The 15,524-nt window shown below is 64.4% G+C and carries 19 protein-coding genes; 15 read left to right on the top strand and 4 right to left on the bottom strand.

Annotated features, from left to right (window positions below; genetic code table 11):
- Positions 1–92: 92 nt before the first annotated feature.
- Positions 93–605, bottom strand: a complete 513-nt coding sequence (locus BM321_RS12625; RefSeq protein WP_092442737.1) for a dihydrofolate reductase — start codon at positions 603–605, stop codon at positions 93–95.
- Positions 606–691: 86 nt separating this feature from the next.
- On the opposite strand from BM321_RS12625, the gene BM321_RS12620 reads away from it, so the two are divergent.
- Together BM321_RS12620 and BM321_RS12615 are read left to right on the top strand one after the other, a co-directional pair.
- Entirely contained in the window at positions 692–2,059 is a 1,368-nt protein-coding gene (locus tag BM321_RS12620) for a DUF2868 domain-containing protein (protein ID WP_092442736.1), read from the top strand.
- On the top strand, positions 2,052–3,425 hold the full coding sequence (locus tag BM321_RS12615) for a GTPase/DUF3482 domain-containing protein (RefSeq protein ID WP_092442735.1): 1,374 nt from the start codon (positions 2,052–2,054) through the stop codon (positions 3,423–3,425). Before BM321_RS12620 ends, BM321_RS12615 begins: the two co-directional genes overlap by 8 nt.
- A gap of 178 nt (positions 3,426–3,603) precedes the next feature.
- On the opposite strand, the gene BM321_RS12610 is transcribed toward BM321_RS12615, so the two are convergent.
- Positions 3,604–4,095 carry a 2-thiouracil desulfurase family protein gene (locus BM321_RS12610; RefSeq protein WP_092442734.1) on the bottom strand — a complete coding sequence of 164 codons (492 nt, stop codon included), beginning with the start codon at positions 4,093–4,095 and terminating at the stop codon, positions 3,604–3,606.
- 2 nt (positions 4,096–4,097) lie between these two features.
- Positions 4,098–4,730: a 2OG-Fe(II) oxygenase gene (locus BM321_RS12605; protein ID WP_092442733.1), complete on the bottom strand. Its 633-nt coding sequence runs from the start codon at positions 4,728–4,730 to the stop codon at positions 4,098–4,100.
- Positions 4,731–4,870: 140 nt separating this feature from the next.
- On the opposite strand from BM321_RS12605, the gene BM321_RS12600 reads away from it, so the two are divergent.
- Positions 4,871–5,614: a DUF2059 domain-containing protein gene (locus BM321_RS12600; protein ID WP_092442732.1), complete on the top strand. Its 744-nt coding sequence runs from the start codon at positions 4,871–4,873 to the stop codon at positions 5,612–5,614.
- A 116-nt stretch (positions 5,615–5,730) separates the two neighbouring features.
- Here BM321_RS12600 and BM321_RS12595 read toward each other — a convergent pair whose 3' ends face one another.
- Positions 5,731–6,678, bottom strand: coding sequence for a phospholipase BipL (locus BM321_RS12595; protein ID WP_092442731.1), 948 nt, complete (start codon positions 6,676–6,678; stop codon positions 5,731–5,733).
- 108 nt (positions 6,679–6,786) lie between these two features.
- Here BM321_RS12595 and BM321_RS12590 point away from each other — a divergent pair, with 108 nt between their 5' ends.
- The 12 genes from BM321_RS12590 to hrpT all read left to right on the top strand — a co-directional run bounded on the left by BM321_RS12590 (position 6,787) and on the right by hrpT (position 15,521).
- Complete coding sequence (locus BM321_RS12590; RefSeq protein WP_092329618.1) at positions 6,787–7,362, top strand: DUF6436 domain-containing protein; 576 nt, start codon at positions 6,787–6,789, stop codon at positions 7,360–7,362.
- Between the two features lie 395 nt (positions 7,363–7,757).
- Complete coding sequence (locus tag BM321_RS12585) at positions 7,758–8,681, top strand: sigma 54-interacting transcriptional regulator (RefSeq protein ID WP_092329615.1); 924 nt, start codon at positions 7,758–7,760, stop codon at positions 8,679–8,681.
- A 9-nt stretch (positions 8,682–8,690) separates the two neighbouring features.
- On the top strand, positions 8,691–8,984 hold the full coding sequence (locus BM321_RS12580) for a type III secretion system major pilin HrpA (RefSeq protein WP_371856622.1): 294 nt from the start codon (positions 8,691–8,693) through the stop codon (positions 8,982–8,984).
- Between the two features lie 58 nt (positions 8,985–9,042).
- Positions 9,043–9,966, top strand: coding sequence for a type III secretion protein (locus BM321_RS12575; RefSeq protein WP_139230507.1), 924 nt, complete (start codon positions 9,043–9,045; stop codon positions 9,964–9,966).
- 45 nt (positions 9,967–10,011) lie between these two features.
- Positions 10,012–10,386 carry a type III secretion system inner rod subunit SctI gene (sctI, locus tag BM321_RS12570; protein ID WP_092329609.1) on the top strand — a complete coding sequence of 125 codons (375 nt, stop codon included), beginning with the start codon at positions 10,012–10,014 and terminating at the stop codon, positions 10,384–10,386.
- Positions 10,387–10,400: 14 nt separating this feature from the next.
- Positions 10,401–11,288, top strand: coding sequence for a type III secretion system inner membrane ring lipoprotein SctJ (sctJ, locus tag BM321_RS12565; protein ID WP_092442730.1), 888 nt, complete (start codon positions 10,401–10,403; stop codon positions 11,286–11,288).
- Positions 11,285–11,875: a type III secretion protein gene (locus BM321_RS12560; RefSeq protein WP_092442729.1), complete on the top strand. Its 591-nt coding sequence runs from the start codon at positions 11,285–11,287 to the stop codon at positions 11,873–11,875. The genes sctJ and BM321_RS12560 overlap by 4 nt, the downstream gene beginning before the upstream one ends.
- Entirely contained in the window at positions 11,853–12,434 is a 582-nt protein-coding gene (gene sctL / locus BM321_RS12555; RefSeq protein ID WP_092442728.1) for a type III secretion system stator protein SctL, read from the top strand. Before BM321_RS12560 ends, sctL begins: the two co-directional genes overlap by 23 nt.
- Positions 12,435–12,526: 92 nt before the next feature.
- Complete coding sequence (locus BM321_RS12550) at positions 12,527–12,751, top strand: type III secretion protein (RefSeq protein WP_092329597.1); 225 nt, start codon at positions 12,527–12,529, stop codon at positions 12,749–12,751.
- A 16-nt stretch (positions 12,752–12,767) separates the two neighbouring features.
- Entirely contained in the window at positions 12,768–13,175 is a 408-nt protein-coding gene (locus BM321_RS12545; protein WP_175534939.1) for a type III secretion system chaperone family protein, read from the top strand.
- Positions 13,168–15,315, top strand: coding sequence for a type III secretion system outer membrane ring subunit SctC (sctC, locus tag BM321_RS12540; RefSeq protein WP_092442726.1), 2,148 nt, complete (start codon positions 13,168–13,170; stop codon positions 15,313–15,315). The genes BM321_RS12545 and sctC overlap by 8 nt, the downstream gene beginning before the upstream one ends.
- Positions 15,312–15,521: an HrpT family type III secretion system protein gene (gene hrpT, locus BM321_RS12535; protein ID WP_092442725.1), complete on the top strand. Its 210-nt coding sequence runs from the start codon at positions 15,312–15,314 to the stop codon at positions 15,519–15,521. The genes sctC and hrpT overlap by 4 nt, the downstream gene beginning before the upstream one ends.
- Positions 15,522–15,524: the final 3 nt, after the last annotated feature.

The following is a 15,524-nucleotide window of genomic DNA, read 5'->3' as shown; positions in this document are numbered from 1 at the left end:
GAGCAAGCTCGCTCCCACAGGGGGTTTGCGGTGATCGCAGAGCGTGTGCTCACCAAGAATCCAGTGTGGGAGCGAGCTTGCTCGCGATGCTTTTAAAGCTTTTCCCACACTTCGAAGCTGTAGGCCGGCTTGTCACCTTCCGCCGGGTTCGGCTGGTTCGAGACCAACGCCCACTGGGTCGAATCAAAGTCCGGAAACCAGGCATCCCCCTCCGGACTCAGCGCCACGCGGGTCAGGTACAGTCGATCCGCCTGTGCCAGGGCCTGGGCGTACAGCTGGGCGCCGCCGATCAACATCAGCTCATCGACGCCCTGCTCCAGTGCCCAGGCCTCGGCCCGCGCCACCGCGGCCTCCAGGGTGGAAAACACTTCCGCGCCTTCCAGCACCAGGTCCGGCTGACGACTGACCACGATGTTCAGGCGCCCGGGCAGCGGTCGGCCGAGGGAATCCCAGGTCTTGCGTCCCATGATGATCGGCTTGCCCAAGGTGGTGGCCTTGAAGTATTTGAAATCCCCCGGCAGGTGCCAGGGCATGCTGTTGTCGACGCCGATCACACGGTTTTCACCAAGGGCTGCGATCAGGCTTAAGGGAAGAGTTTTTTTCATGGCTGCGAGGATACCAGAGGCCCGGCGTACCCCGACAGGCATCACAGCGGTTATGCTCAACCCTCATTCGAGCAACGGAAGCCCCCGTGACAGCACTGCAGAACCTCTGGTTGACCGAGACGATCCGCCTGCGTGAAGAACACGCCGGCCCCCTCGAGGACCAGGAAGCCAATCGCCTGGCCCGCGCGGCAGGCGGCGATCTTTCCACCCGCATCCGCCACCGCGCCCGCTGGCTGGCCGAGCGCGATGGCCTCACCCAAGCCCTGCGCCATTGGCTGCAAGGGGCGCGCCTGGCGCTGATCGTGCTGGTGGTGCTCGCCATCGTCAGCGGCGCCGGCCTCGGGTTCGCCGCCCTCGGCGATGGGCAAGCACCGGTCAATGTGTTCTGGGCCCTGGGCAGTCTTCTGGGGCTGAACCTGATCCTGCTCGTCGGTTGGGTCCTGGGCCTGATCTTCGCGGGCGAGCAAGGTGCCGCGCTGGGGCGCCTGTGGCTGTGGCTCAGCGAAAAACTCGCCCGCGATGCCAAGGCCGCCCAACTGGCACCGGCCCTGCTGCTGTTGCTGCAACGGCACAAACTCAATCGCTGGGCCCTCGGTGCGCTGGTCAATGGCGTGTGGCTGCTGGCGATGCTCAGTACGCTGGTCATCCTGCTGATGCTGATGGCGACCCGGCGCTATGGCTTTGTCTGGGAAACCACCCTCCTCGGCAGCGAGACCTTCGTCGCCATGACCCGAGGCCTCGGCGCGCTGCCTGCCCTGTTGGGCTTCAGTGTGCCGACCGTGGAGATGATCCGCGCCAGCGGCGACGGCGCCTTGGACATCGAGAGCGCCCGCCAGGCCTGGGCCGCCTGGCTGGTCGGCGTGCTGCTGGTCTATGGTGTGCTGCCGCGCCTGGGCCTGGCGTTGCTGTGCCTGTGGCGCTGGCGACGCGGTCGCGCCGCGTTGCACCTGGATTTGAACCTGCCGGGCTACGCCCAATTGCGTGAACGGCTGATGCCCAGCAGCGAACGCCTGGGCGTCAACGACGCCGCGCCCGCGCAGTTGCACCCCATCGAAAGTGCCGTCGGCGCGATGGACAGCGACGGCGCGCTGCTGGTGGCGATCGAACTGGATGATCGGCCCTGGCCGCCCAAACTGCCCGACACCGTGAAAAGCGCCGGCATCCTCGACAGCCGCGAGTCGCGCCACAAACTCCTGGAGCAACTGTCGCGCTTTCCGCCCGCACGCCTGGCCATTGCCTGTGACCCACGCCGTTCACCAGACCGGGGCAGCCTGGCGCTGATCGCCGAGCTGGCCCGCAGCGCCAGCGCCACCCGCGTCTGGCTGTTGCAGGCCCCGCTCGGCGAAGCCCTGGACGCCGAGCGCCTGGGCGACTGGCACAACGCACTGCACCAGTTGCAACTGCCCTTCGCCGACTGCATGCCCTTGAACTGGCTGGAGACCGGCCATGACTGAACCCATGAAGCCGTTGAAGCTGGCCGTGGTCGGCCACACCAACGTGGGCAAGACTTCACTGCTGCGTACCTTGACCCGCGACGTCGGCTTCGGTGAGGTGTCCCACCGTCCGAGCACCACCCGGCACGTCGAGGGCGCACGTTTGTCGGTGGACGGCGAAGCGCTGCTGGAGCTGTACGACACGCCGGGCCTGGAAGACGCCATTGCCCTGCTCGATTATCTCGAGCGCCTGGAGCGCCCTGGCGAACGCCTGGACGGCCCGGCGCGCCTGGCTCGCTTCCTCAAGGGCAGCGAGGCGCGGCAACGCTTCGAACAGGAAGCCAAAGTGCTGCGGCAACTGCTCGCCAGCGACGCAGGGCTGTATGTGATCGATGCCCGTGAGCCGGTGCTGGCCAAGTACCGCGATGAATTGGAAGTCCTCGCCAGTTGTGGCAAACCGCTGCTGCCGGTGTTGAATTTCGTCAGCAGCGCCCACCATCGCGAGCCCGACTGGCGTGAAGCCCTGGCGCGATTGGGATTGCACGCCCTGGTGCGCTTCGACAGCGTCGCCCCGCCCGAGGACGGCGAGCGGCGCCTGTATGAAAGCCTCGCGTTGTTGCTGGAAAGCGCCCGCGGGCAACTGGAACGACTGGTCGCCGATCAACAGGCCCAACGCCTGGCCCGCCAGCAGAGCGCGGCGCGCTTGATCGCCGAATTGCTGATCGACTGCGCCGCCTGCCGACGTAGCGTGGCCAGTGATGCAGAGCTGGAACGCGAGGCCATCAGTGAGCTGCGCAACGCGGTGCGTCAGCGCGAACAGCGCTGCGTCGAAGCCCTGCTCAAGCTCTACGCGTTCCGCTCCCAGGACGCTGCCGCCAGCGACCTGCCGCTGCTCGACGGACGCTGGGGCGATGATTTGTTCAACCCCGAAACCCTCAAGCAGCTGGGCGTACGCGTCGGCGGCGGAATCGCGGCAGGCGCGGCGGCCGGTGCTGGCGTGGATTTGCTGGTGGGTGGCCTGACCCTCGGTGCCGCTGCCCTGGCCGGGGCCATTGTCGGCGGCACCCTGCAAACCGCCCGCAGCTACGGCAACCGGCTGATGGGCAAGCTCAAGGGGCAACGGGAACTGACGGTGGACGATGGCGTGCTGCGCCTGCTGGCCCTGCGCCAACGACAATTGCTGCAAGCCCTCAACCTGCGCGGCCACGCGGCGATGGACAGCATCCGCATCGCCACGCCCCAGGACAAGACCTGGCGCGAAGGCAAGCTGCCCGACGCCCTGAACAAGGCCCGGGCGCATCCGCAGTGGTCGTCGCTGAACCCTCATGCGCGGTTGAGCCAGGCGGAACGGCAGGAGCGGATCGAGCAGTTGGCCGAGGAGCTCTAAGCGACACAAAACCCTCTGGCAAGCACACAAGACCTGTGGCGAGGGAGCTTGCTCCCGCTGGGGTGCGAAGCAACCCCAAAACCTGACACCTTGGTGTGTCAGGCCTACCGCGTTTCAGCATTTCGGGGCCACTTCGTGGCCCAGCGGGAGCAAGCTCCCTCGCCACAAAAGCAATCCATCAGTCGCCGATCAATGCCTTGAGCGCCAAAGCCGCTTCAGCCAACTCCAGCTCACTGAACACCTTCACGCCATGGCGCTTGAGCAACCCCGCCGTCACACCTTCGCCACTGACCTTCACACCGCTGAACGTCCCGTCATAGGTCAGCAGATTACCGCACGACGGGCTATTGGCCTTGAGCACAGCGATACGGATGCCGTGTTCACGCACCTGTTCCAGCGCTTGATACGCGCCCGATAAAAACTGCGCACTGACATCTTCACCGTCGGTAGTGATCACGGCTGCGTGGCCGTCGAGCACTTGTCCGCCCTGCCCACCGGGAATCTCCGCCGCCGCCCGGGGCGTGGGCAGGCCGCCGGCGACTTCCGGGCACAGCGCCACGATCCGGCCTTCGTCGAGCCATTGCCGGAGTTGATCGTACGGCCCGCTGGCACCGCCGTCGTAGCGCACGCGATGGCCGAGCAGGCAGCGACTGACCAGGATCTTTTCCATCGTCAGAACAACTCGTTGCCACGGCGTCGGAACCACCCCGTCAAGGACAGGCGATCCCGGGTGGCCGGCAGTACTTCATGGGGGATGTCCCCCGACAGGAACACCACCAGGCAACCGCCGGTGGGCACCACGTCACGCTCCACGCCATCCTCCAGATACATGCGCAACTGGCCGCCGTGCTCCGGCAGCCAATCGTCGTTGAGGTAGAGCACCGCAGACACCGCGCGCCGATCGTCATCGCGGAAGCGGTCGACGTGCTTGAGGTAGAACGCACCGGGCGGGTACAGGGCGAAATGACTTTCGAAATCCTCCAACCCCAGGAACAACCCGCGATTCATCGCCTCGCGCAGGTTGTCCATCAGCGCCAGGTAACGGTCGCAGGCTGGCGCCTGGCCGGGTTCGATCCACTGGATGCGATCACCCCGAATGCCTTCGCGAATCTCCGAGAACGGCCCGCGCCCGACCGCTGCCGGAGCCAGCTCACCCTCGGCGGCACGCTGGCGGCATTCGGCCGCCAGGGCACGGGTCAGCGCGTCCGGCAAAAAGAGGTTCTGCTGCGACCAGCCGCGCTCGGCCAGGTCGTCGACGATACGTAACAGCAGCGGGTGATCAGAAGGTATTTGCATGGCGCGCATAGTATGCCTGTGCCTGCAAAACCGACAGCGCCACGCAGCGGCTTCGCTGCGTCGGATAGCACCACCGTACGAACTTGATACGAATTCTCGACAAGACCCCACACCCCACGGAGAATAGTCGGCTGCTGACAGGAGTCCCTATGCGCCGTTTGCTTTTCTCACTGTTGATGTTCTGCGTGTTGCCCGTCTGGGCAGACAGCTACGACCAGTTGTACAAGGTCGCCGGCTGGCCGGAACAGCGGGCGCATTTCAATGATGCCTTGAGCGCCGCCCAGCAGCGCTATCAGAGCAGCCTGCCGCCGGCGGTGTTCCAGGCGCTGGTCAACAACAGCAATCAACGTTTCGCCCCCCAGGCCATGGACCAGCGGGCCGAAGCGCAATTACGCAGCAAGCTTCGAGACCCGAACCCGGCCCTGGCCTTTTTCCAGACGCCCCTGGGTCGCAAGGTCGTGGCGGCCGAGTTGCTGGCGACCCGGCGCGATCAATTGGCGAAAAACGCCAAGGGCCTGCCGAAGATGCAAGCCAGCGACAACCGCCTGTTGATCATCGGCCACCTGGCCCAGGCCCTGCCCGCCCGCGAAGCCGGCGCCGAAGTCAGCCTGGCGATCGCCGGCGTGGCGGCCGACAGCCTGAGTTCGATGATCCCCGGCCTGCTGGGGGCTGGCCAGGCCCAAGGCATGCTCAACGGCCAGCGCCAGCGACTGATGGAACAGATCGGCGCGGACCTGAACAACACGTTGTTGTACGTCTACCGTGACTTGTCGGATACCGAGCTGGAAGAGTTCGCCACCTTCGCCGAATCGGCCGAGGGGCAGGCTTATTACCAGGCGGCTTTGGCGGCGATCCGGGCGGGGTTGGCGGTGGGGCAGACGCTCGGGCAATAGTTCAGAGCGCTATCGCGAGCGAGCTCGCTCCCACAAGGGGCTTGAGTGAACTCAAGTTTCGCGAGCACCAAAGGTCCAATGTGGGAGCGAGCTTGCTCGCGATAGCAATAGCCCGATCACCGCCGACTCCGGCTCATCCGCTTGGCCAGAAACCCGAACATCTCCTGCCGCAACGCCAAGGCCTCATTGGCCAGATGATGCCGCCCTTCAGGCAACATCAACACCTGCGGCCGGTCGAACTTTGCGCGCAGCACTTGCAGGTTGTGCATCCAATCCACCGTCATGTCCGCCTGCCCCTGCACGATCAACGGCTGGCGCGGGCTGCTGGGGGCGGCTTCGATACGCTTGATCCACTGCGCCAGCGCGCCCACCCACGCGGTGGGCAGGCGCAGCGGTTGCAGCGGGTCGGCTTGCAGGAATGGCAGGAACTGCGGATCGGTGGAGTTCTCGCTGAAACGCCGGGCAATACCGGTCACGAACGGCTTGAGCAAGTAATAACTCAGGCGCGACCAACCCCAGGCCCGTGGCCGCACCAGGGGTGACAGCAGGATGACCTGGCCCTGGGCCGGACTCTGTGCGCCGTGGTTGAGCACGTGATCGACCACGATCGCCCCGCCAGTGCTTTGCCCGCACAGGTGCCAGGGGTGCGGCAGGTCCAGCGTCGCGGCCTCGGCCAACAGCCCCTGCAAGGTGGCCTGGTACTCGGCGAAATCCTCGATGCTGGCGCGTTCGCCGCTGGACAGGCCATGGCCCGGCAGGTCGCAGGCGATCACCGCGAACTGCTGCTCCAGGGCCCACTCGATCAAGTGCCGGTACAACCCCATGTGATCGTAGTAACCGTGGAACACAAACAACGTCGCCACGGCTTTTTCCGGCCACCAGACCTGGCTGACCAGCTCATACCCGCCCACCTCGAAACGCCCCAACCCTTTGCGCACACTACGCTGGGGAAAATCCAGCCCGTAAAACCGCTGGTAAGCCTGGGCTTGCTCGGACAGGGCTTGCCACTGGGCCAGCGGTTGCAGGCCGGCACGCAGGAGATCGGCATCGAAAGTGGCAGGCATCAAGGTTTCCAGGCATGGGCGCATCGCGCGAAACAGACTTTACAGGCCTGCGATATTCATCTGTCGCGGCAAGCATGGCAAGCTACGCGGCTTCAGAGGATCGACTCCATGCGCCCGTCCCACCGCACGACCTTGCTTGCCAGCCTGCTTGCCCTCGGATGCGCCGTCGTCTTGTGGGTGGCCTACGACTGGTTCCAGGGCCGTTTCCTGCGGACCTTCAGTCAACACACGGCGGTGTTTTCCGGCGATCCTCTGCATCTGCCCGCCGAGCTGGCCGGCCCTGGCGCGATCCGCCTGGTGCATTTCTGGGACCCGGCGTGCCCCTGCAACGTCGGCAATCAGCAACACCTGGCCGAACTGGTCGAAAAATATGTACCGCAAGGCGTCGAGTTCTATGCGGTACAAAAAATCGCCAGCCAGGGCCAACTGCCCGCCACGCTGAACCGCCTCAAACCCCTCGCGGCACTCCCCGGCTCGGAGCAGATTCCCGCCAGCCCGGCCGTGGGGATCTGGGACCGCAGCGGCAAACTGGCGTACTTCGGTCCTTATAGCGAAGGACTGAGCTGTAATTCGAGCAACAGCTTCATCGAACCGATTCTGGAGGCCTTGAGTGTCGGTCGGGAAGTCACCGCAACCCACACATTGGCAGTCGGCTGTTATTGCCCGTGGTCAACTTCAAACTGATAAGGCCCACTACGTTTCGTATTGTTTAGTGCATCTTGGGGATCGCCCGAAAGTGAGAGCATATGCTCGCCTCTAGAGTCCTTGCTCGGAGAATGGACAGGGGCTGAACCGTTTGTCGGATCCAATTCCCCCATACCTTCCTCGTGCTGACGCGTTTTGCTCCGCACCCCCGTACCAGACGGGCTACGCAGGCCGATGAGCGCTTGCCGACTGTCTGGCTGAATCGATTAACAAACGCCCCGGCAACATGAACTTTTTTTTAATTTTCTCTCTAAACCCTCGTGACAGCAGAACGTTGATTTCCGATCCAGGCGCGTCGGCGCGCGGAAGTTTTTCATACCTTTTCATCTTTCAACTTGTCGACCTCCTAATCCAACAAGATGGAATCGTCAGTGATGCAAAAGATGCTTTGCGCTGCACTTTCCAACTCCACCAAAGAGGATGCTCTGAACCTGGAGGCGTTTGCCCAGAGTGTCGCCCCGCTGATGGTCGATGTGCTGTTGCGCGGCGAAACCGGTACCGGCAAGGACACGCTGGCAGAGAAAATCCACCGGATGTCCGGCCGCTCCGGCAGGTTCGTTGCCATCAATTGCGCCGCCATTCCCGAGAGCCTGGCCGAGAGCCAGCTCTTCGGCGCCAACACCGGTGCGTTCACCGGCGTCAGCCAAAGTCGAGCGGGCTTCGTCGAGGCCGCCCATAACGGGACGCTGTACCTGGACGAGATCGACAGCATGCCGCTGTCGCTGCAAGCCAAACTGTTGCGTGTCCTGGAGTCCAGGACGGTCCAGCGGCTGGGCTCGACCCAGAACATCCCGGTGAACATGCGGGTGATCGCCTCGGCCCAATGCCCACTGGCGGAAATGGTCGAGCGTGGCGAATTTCGCCGGGACCTCTACTTCCGACTGAACATCGTCAGCCTCAAGCTGCCGCCCCTGCGCAGCAGAAGGGAGCGCATCGTGCCGCTGTTCCAGTCACTGGTGCACCGGGAAGCCAAGGCGCTCGACCGCCCCTACATTCCACCCTCCCCCGAACTGTTGTGCCGCCTGCTTGGCTACGCCTGGCCCGGGAACATCCGCGAGCTGCAATCGGCCGCCAAGCGCTACGTGCTAGGCCTGCCACCGCTGCCCCGCGCCGAACAATCGGAGCACAGCAGCTCGACACTCACCCTCAAGGACCATCTGCAGCAGTTCGAGAAAGTCCTCATCGAAGACTGCATGCGCCGTCACCACCATCGCGTCGACAAGGTCATCGCCGAATTGGGCATCGCCCGGCGCACGCTCTACTACCGGATGAAGTGCCTGCAAATATCGATGAACTAGGAAGCCGGCGTGGAACCGTTCAGGCCTGCGCCGCCACCTAGTCATCGAGGCGCTCGAAATCGTCTCGCCCTTCCACAATCAGGAGATACGATTATGGCTTTTGGTGGAGCTTCTCTAGCGGCGTCCATGGCTGCCATGCAGCAGATGGACCAGACCGCGGCCGCGATGACAACCCTGAAATCCCAATTCGACCAACAGAAACTGGTCGCCGACACCATGAATGCGATCGCCGCAGGATCGATGGACAGCGCAACCAAAGCCATCACTGCCATGGGGGAGGCGTCGAAGAACATCCATTACTGACCACTCGCTTCAAGCCCCGCCGCGGCGGGGTCACCTCAAGCGCGATGAGATAAGCCCCATGCACATCGACTTGCTCAACCCCCTTCGTTCCTCCAGGGAACTGTCCCGCGACGAATCACCGCCGCGCCTTGCCTCGGCCACGCAAGGCCTGGCAGACGCGGTCGTCGAGCACCTGGCGCTTCATCCGGCCAACAGCCGGTTACGCGAGGCGCTCGCCCAATGGGGCAATGAGCACGGCTCGGCGGGCGGGCAGTCCCGGTTCGGTTGGCAGAGTCCCCAGGGAGGCTTGGCGGCAGAGGTGGAGAGCCCCTTGAACCTGGTGCTCACAGACATCCTGGAAGAAATCAACGGCGGTACCGGCTCGAATCTCGAAATGGACAGCGACGACGCGTATAGCGATGAAGACCTGTTTCGCGACCTGGCGCAGATGTTCGCCCATCGCCGGCAGCCCATCGGCGATAACGATGTCGACAGCCAGAGCGATTTCGGCAACGCGAACAATCCCTTCTGCGGCGCCCTGTTCGGTGCCTGGGAGACGGAAGGCGCCGGGCTGCAGGGGCGGCGTGACGCGCGCCTGTTGCTGTTACTCAAGCTCCTGGCGATGCTGGGTCGCAGGAAACTGTTGACGCTGCTGGACATCGACGACGATGAAGACCAGGCACGTTATGGGCAGGACGATCAGGACCTGCTGCTCGAAATCGCCGGCTTCATGGACCAGCACCCCGTGCGATATCCCCCACCTGCGACGTTCGCCGGGGAGCCTTGGACATGGACCGGGCGCATCGCCCGCGGCACACCGCTGGACGCCCGCGAAAAACGGCTGTTCCAACTGGCCCTGGAGCAGTTGGACTTCGCCCTGGCCCGTCTCGCGGGCCAACGCACATCGATGCGGCACCGGGCAAAACGCAGCCGGGAAGAAATCGAATTTCACCTGAGCGTCACCGATAGCGCTCGCAATGTCTTGAGGCTGATGTGTGCCTGAAGGCAACCGCCCTTTGAAAGGGTCTTTGAAAACTGGAGAGAACCCATGGAAATCAAAGCCGTCGACGCCGCCAGCCTCGCCTCCTCTTCCGGGAAAGGTCCGACGAAACCACAGGCACATGCCGAGACCAGCGATGTCAGCTGGTTCAATGCGCAAATGCGCGAAAAACCCGCCGCCCCCGACAGCGAAAACAACGTCGCCGCGCGCATCATCGACTCGCTGTCGAGCCGCTCCGGCGAATTGCAGCGCCTGGATGAGCGCGCCAACCGCGACATGCTCAAGGCCATTCGTACCGCCGACCCGCAGGACATGTTGCAGTCGAACCGCTCCTTGTCGTCCTTCCACCTGGAAAGCCTGATGACCGCGAAAATGGTCAGCAAAGGCTCCCAGGCGATCGAGAAGCTCACTAATCTCCAGTAAAAGGCAGGTCGGCCATGTCCATCCGCGCACTCCCCACGTTGCTGCTGTGCCTGCTGCTCACCGGCTGTGATGAACGAGCGGCCCTGCATAGCCGCCTTTCCGAGCAGGACGCCAACGAGGTCATCGCTGAGCTGGCGGACAAGAACATCGAGGCGAGCAAGCAGTTCGACAAGGATGGGCTGACCGTACTGGTCGGCGCTGCCGACATGAACAGCGCCGTCCATGTGCTCGAAGCCGCAGGCCTGCCGCGTCGCTCCCGCTCCAGCCTGGGGGACATTTTCCGCAAGGAAGGGGTGATTTCCACGCCGCTGGAAGAGCGTGCCCGTTATATCTATGCGCTGTCCCAGGAGCTGGAGTCGACGCTTTCCCAGATCGACGGGGTGGTGCTCGCCCGTGTCCATGTGGTCCTGCCGGAACGGGTCGCGCCCGGCGAGCCGGTCCAACCCGCCTCGGCCTCGGTATTCATCAAGCACACCGGCGCGCTGGATCCCGACAGCATCACGCCGCGGGTGCGCAACCTGATCGCCAGCGGAATTCCCGGCATGGCCGACGCGGCCCAGAACCCCAGCAAGTTATCGGTGGTGTTCGTGCCTACCGCGCCGTATCAGGAACGGCGCAAGATGGCCCATTTCGGACCGTTCCTCATACAGGCCGACGAAGTCAGCTATTGGCGAACGGTGACCGTGGTGGCGGGCGTCAGCTTGCTGGGCATTGTGCTCGGCGCCTTGTATGGCCTCTACAGGCTATGGCACAAAGGCGCGTTGTCGCTGCCAGGTTTCCTGGCCCGGAAACTCGCCAAGCCGAGCGAAGCACCCGGCCCGCAGCCAGGCGGCACAGCGCCTCCATTGTTCGCGGTGAAGAAACCCGCAGCCAGGCCAGATAACCGTGGAACCGTCGCATGAGCGAGGCGCTCGAATGGGTCCGCTGGTGGAATCATGCCTGGCGCGCAGCAGACCGTGAGTGGTATCCGCCAGGACTCGACCGACTGCCAGCATCACGCCTCGATGCCCTCGCCCGGGGGCATCACGCGGCGCTTGCGCTGAGTTTCGGCATCACCCCTTGCCCACCACCCCGGCCTAATCCGGTGCTGCAATCGCTGCTTTGCGGCGCACCGCAGACCTTGGCGCTGGCCTGTGAATTGGTGGCGATCACCTGTTCGCCATTGACGGCTACCCAGGCGTTGTCGCCGCCGGATCGCGCCTGGTGCGAACGCACCGCCAAAGCACTGCGCCCCGGGCACTGGCTCGAACAGGGCCACGACCCGCTCGTGTTACTGCGCACCTGGCTGGGAACGTTGGCCTGGCAACGAGCGCGCCTGGCGTTTCCCCGCGACCGGATCATCGCCCTCGAAGGCCTGCCCGTGCCACAACCGCCGGCCGCCAAGCTCGACACGCTGTGGCAATCCGCATGCTGGAAAGCCGAGCAAAGCCTGGCCGCCCCTTCCCCCACCGACCCGGAGATACACGATGCTCGCTCGGCGTTCGCTTGAACTGCGCCCCGACGGCCAAGGCTTGCTGCAGCCTTACATTGCCCGCGAAACCCTGATCGACTGCGCCCGGGCGCAAGTCGTCCTCGAACAAGCCCAGGCACAGGCCACGCAGTTGCTCGAACGCGCCGGTGAAGACGCCGACACGGTGGTGCGCAACGCTCAGGCTCAGTTCCTGAACAGCGCCGAAGCCGTGCTCGCCGCATGGGAAGCCCAGCGCCAGGCCATGTGGGAACGGATCGAGATGAGTGCCGCGCAACTGGTCAACGAAGCCCTGGGCGTACTGCTGGACGACGTCCCGGAGCCGGCACGTATCAAGGCGCTCATCCGCCAGCTTGCCCATCGCCAGCACGACCCGGTCAGCGCTCCCCTTCGCTGTCATCCCGACGACCTGGCGCACCTTGTCCACAGCCTCGGCGACCGTGACGGTTGCCCGTGGACGCCGGTGGCAGACGCCAGCATGGCGCGCCAGCAGTTGCAGCTGGAAACACCTGGCGGCACCTTCCTGCTCGACTGGACCAGCGCGATCGAAGCGCTGCGGGTGGTCGAACCGCGGCCGTGACCGAGCTCACTTTTTCACGTTTCTTCGCGGAACCGCTGCCGGCGTAACCACCACTCACCCAGTGAATACGCCCCAGCCCAGAGGAACCGTCCATGTCTTCCATCGATGCCATCCAACGCCGCCTCGACACCTATTTCCAACGTGCCTCCGACAACGTCAACAACGCAGCGATGAACGCGGCCGAAAGCCAGTCGCTCGACGACATGCACACCTTCCTCACCAGCATGAACGGCATGTCGGTGGCGGTGAACGCGGCCACTCAACAAACCACTGCCCACCACAACCTCGCCAAGGCAATCATCGATGCAATGCCATGAGCTGCGGACACAGCTCATGCGCTGGCGCGCCAACGTCGACGAGCCGGAACACTTCGTCCTGCTCATCGACGACGGCGAAGTCGCCTTCGGCAAGCTCGAAGACAGTCTGCTGGTCTCGGTCGAACTGCCTGCCTCGGCAACCAGTGAGGCATCCCTGCAAGACATTCTGCGGCTGGCGCACCCAAGCCTCTCCCGCTTCCCCGGGGCGTTGGGCCGTTCGCCCCAGGACAGCCGCCTATGGCTGCTGGCACAGTTGGAAGCGGACTGTCACATCGACGACCTGATCGAGACGCTCGAAGCACTGCTCAACCAGCGCGACACCTGGCAATCCATCCTCCACGGAAACCGACGTACCGCTCCGGCGTCGGTGATGCGACGGCCTTCGCCTCTTCACTTCCTCGGAACAGGAATTCGACATGCGTAACAAGTGGCTCATGCCGTACCGCTTGCTGACCGGAGACACGTCATGTCTCCAGCCGTTGATCGCAATCCGCTGGGTGAAACCTTCGCTGATCGCGCTGGCGCTCGCCGGCACGCTCGGCCTGGGCATGCCGGCCGGGGCGGCCGTGCCCACCGATTGGAAGAACACCCCGTATGCCTACGACGCCCAGGCTACGCCGCTGGCCAAAGTGCTCGGAGACTTCGCCAACACCTTCGGCGTGCAACTGGTGATCGACGGCACCGTGCAAGGCAATGTCGAGGGCCGCATGCGTGCCGAAAGTCCCCAGGCGTTTCTTGACAGGCTCGGGTTGGAAAATCGTTTCCAATGGTTCGTGTATGGCAACACCCTCTACGTCAGCCCGTTGCAGAACCAGAGCTCCAGGCGCCTGGAAGTCTCCGCCGACGCCGCACCGGACATGAAACAGGCACTGACCGACATCGGCCTGCTGGACCCGCGTTTCGGCTGGGGTGAATTGCCCGACGAGGGCGTGGTCCTGATCTCCGGACCGGAACGCTACGTACGCCTGGTGACGCAGTTCGCCAGGGCACGCAAGACGCCCGAGGAGAAACAGGAAGTCATCAACTTCCCACTGCGCTACGCCACCGCCGCCGACCGGAATATCAAGTACCGGGGTGAAACGCTGGTCATCCCCGGAGTCGCCAGCATCCTGCGCGGCCTGCTGGAAACCCGCAGCTCCACCTCGGGAGGCACGCAGACAGCCATTCCTCAAGCGTCGTTCCAGAACATGCAGACCAACCAAGCCATGGCCATGGGCAATCTCGAACAATTGACCTTCAACGGCATGGGCCGCCCGAACACGACCCGCATCAAGCCCGGCGACAGCGGCGGCGGTGGTCGCGGCAAGATCCGTGTCGAGGCGGACGTGCGCAACAATGCGGTGCTCATCTACGACGCGCCCAAGCGGCGGGAAATCTACGCACCACTGATTCGCGATGTGGACGTGCCGCGCAAGCTGGTGGAGATCGATGCAATCATTCTCGACATCGACCGTACCCAACTGGCCGAACTGGCCGCCAACTGGAACGTCGAGAGCGGCGACCTCATTGGTGGTGCCTCGATGCTTCGGCCCGGTGCCAGCTCGACCGTGTTCATCCAGGACTATGGCGATTTTTCCGCGCAGCTACGGGCCCTGGAGGGACGAGGCCTGGCCACGGTGGTGGCGAACCCCTCGGTACTGACCCTGGAAAACCAACCCGCGGTGATTGACTTCAGCCGCACCGAATACCTCTCCGCCATCGGTGAACGGGTGGCCAACATCGAGCCGATCACCGCCGGGACCAGCCTGCAGGTGGTGCCTCACGCCATCGAGACCGGGGGCCACAGTCAGATCCAGATGTCCCTGGACATCGAAGACGGACGCATCGAACCTTCCGAAGTCGGCCAGCAGACACCCAGCGTGCGCCGGGGGGTGGTCAGCACCCAGGCCGTGATGGGCGAAAGCCGATCGCTGGTCGTCGGCGGGTTCCACACGGAGGAAACCGGCGACAACGTCGAACGGGTGCCTTGGTTGGGCCGCATCCCGCTGATCGGCCCGCTGCTGTTCTCTTCGACCACCCGCGAGACCAATCGCCGGGAGCGGGTATTCATCCTCACGCCACGGCTGATCGGGGACCAGGTCGACCCGGCACGCTACATCTCCGCCCTGGACCGCGCCCAGGTCGACAGCGCCATGGCTCGCGTGGAAGAACGCCGCAACGGCAAGCGTCCCGTCGGTCGCATCGAGGTCAGCGATGTGCTCGCCCAGCTCGCCGATGGCCATATTCCAGCCACATTCAAGCAGGCCGGGTCGATTCCCTACTCGCCTGAAACCCTCTGCGCACTGCAACCCGGCCTGGCGCTGGACGCGACACGGGCCCAATGGTTCGCCGGCCCCGACTACGGAATCGCCGTGGGCGTGGTACGCAACGAGGGTTCGCGGCGCCTGCGCTTCGACGAGGCAAGCTGCGGCAGTCGCTGGACCCTGGCGGCGTCCGCCTGGCCCAAGGTCTGGCTGGAACCCGGCGAAGAAACGGAAGTGTTCGTGGTCATGAATCAGCCCACCCGCACGCCTGGCGGCGGACGGCCCTCTCTCCTGCAAACCCAAGCGAGGATCGCGCCATGAGTCGCACGCCATTGCTGCTGGTTTTATTGCTCGGCCTGCCGGTCTTCGCCGGTTGCGCGAGCCGTTCAGGCTGCCAGGGCGACGCCTGTGACCGCATCGAGCCCGACAACGCCCGCCTGGTGATCTGGTGGTCGCCCGACATGCGTGGCGGCCTCGGCACGCCCGAACACCCACTCGACCATACGGTCGTTCCACTGGAGAACTGAAAC

It is taken from the genome of Pseudomonas sp. NFIX10, assembly GCF_900111955.1.
Lineage (GTDB): Bacteria > Pseudomonadota > Gammaproteobacteria > Pseudomonadales > Pseudomonadaceae > Aquipseudomonas > Aquipseudomonas fluorescens_AA.
This window is presented reverse-complemented; position numbering and strand designations above follow the sequence as displayed.

Coding starts and splice junctions, on each gene's coding strand:
- BM321_RS12610 (WP_092442734.1), bottom strand. CDS start 4,095: ATGGAAAAGATCCTGGTCAGTCGCTGCCTGCTCGGCCATCGCGTGCGC.
- sctC (WP_092442726.1), top strand. CDS start 13,168: ATGCGTAACAAGTGGCTCATGCCGTACCGCTTGCTGACCGGAGACACG.
- BM321_RS12605 (WP_092442733.1), bottom strand. CDS start 4,730: ATGCGCGCCATGCAAATACCTTCTGATCACCCGCTGCTGTTACGTATC.
- BM321_RS12595 (WP_092442731.1), bottom strand. CDS start 6,678: ATGCCTGCCACTTTCGATGCCGATCTCCTGCGTGCCGGCCTGCAACCG.
- sctI (WP_092329609.1), top strand. CDS start 10,012: ATGGAAATCAAAGCCGTCGACGCCGCCAGCCTCGCCTCCTCTTCCGGG.
- BM321_RS12545 (WP_175534939.1), top strand. CDS start 12,768: ATGCGCTGGCGCGCCAACGTCGACGAGCCGGAACACTTCGTCCTGCTC.
- BM321_RS12615 (WP_092442735.1), top strand. CDS start 2,052: ATGACTGAACCCATGAAGCCGTTGAAGCTGGCCGTGGTCGGCCACACC.
- sctJ (WP_092442730.1), top strand. CDS start 10,401: ATGTCCATCCGCGCACTCCCCACGTTGCTGCTGTGCCTGCTGCTCACC.
- BM321_RS12575 (WP_139230507.1), top strand. CDS start 9,043: ATGCACATCGACTTGCTCAACCCCCTTCGTTCCTCCAGGGAACTGTCC.
- sctL (WP_092442728.1), top strand. CDS start 11,853: ATGCTCGCTCGGCGTTCGCTTGAACTGCGCCCCGACGGCCAAGGCTTG.
- BM321_RS12585 (WP_092329615.1), top strand. CDS start 7,758: ATGCAAAAGATGCTTTGCGCTGCACTTTCCAACTCCACCAAAGAGGAT.
- BM321_RS12590 (WP_092329618.1), top strand. CDS start 6,787: ATGCGCCCGTCCCACCGCACGACCTTGCTTGCCAGCCTGCTTGCCCTC.
- BM321_RS12625 (WP_092442737.1), bottom strand. CDS start 605: ATGAAAAAAACTCTTCCCTTAAGCCTGATCGCAGCCCTTGGTGAAAAC.
- BM321_RS12560 (WP_092442729.1), top strand. CDS start 11,285: ATGAGCGAGGCGCTCGAATGGGTCCGCTGGTGGAATCATGCCTGGCGC.
- BM321_RS12550 (WP_092329597.1), top strand. CDS start 12,527: ATGTCTTCCATCGATGCCATCCAACGCCGCCTCGACACCTATTTCCAA.
- BM321_RS12600 (WP_092442732.1), top strand. CDS start 4,871: ATGCGCCGTTTGCTTTTCTCACTGTTGATGTTCTGCGTGTTGCCCGTC.
- hrpT (WP_092442725.1), top strand. CDS start 15,312: ATGAGTCGCACGCCATTGCTGCTGGTTTTATTGCTCGGCCTGCCGGTC.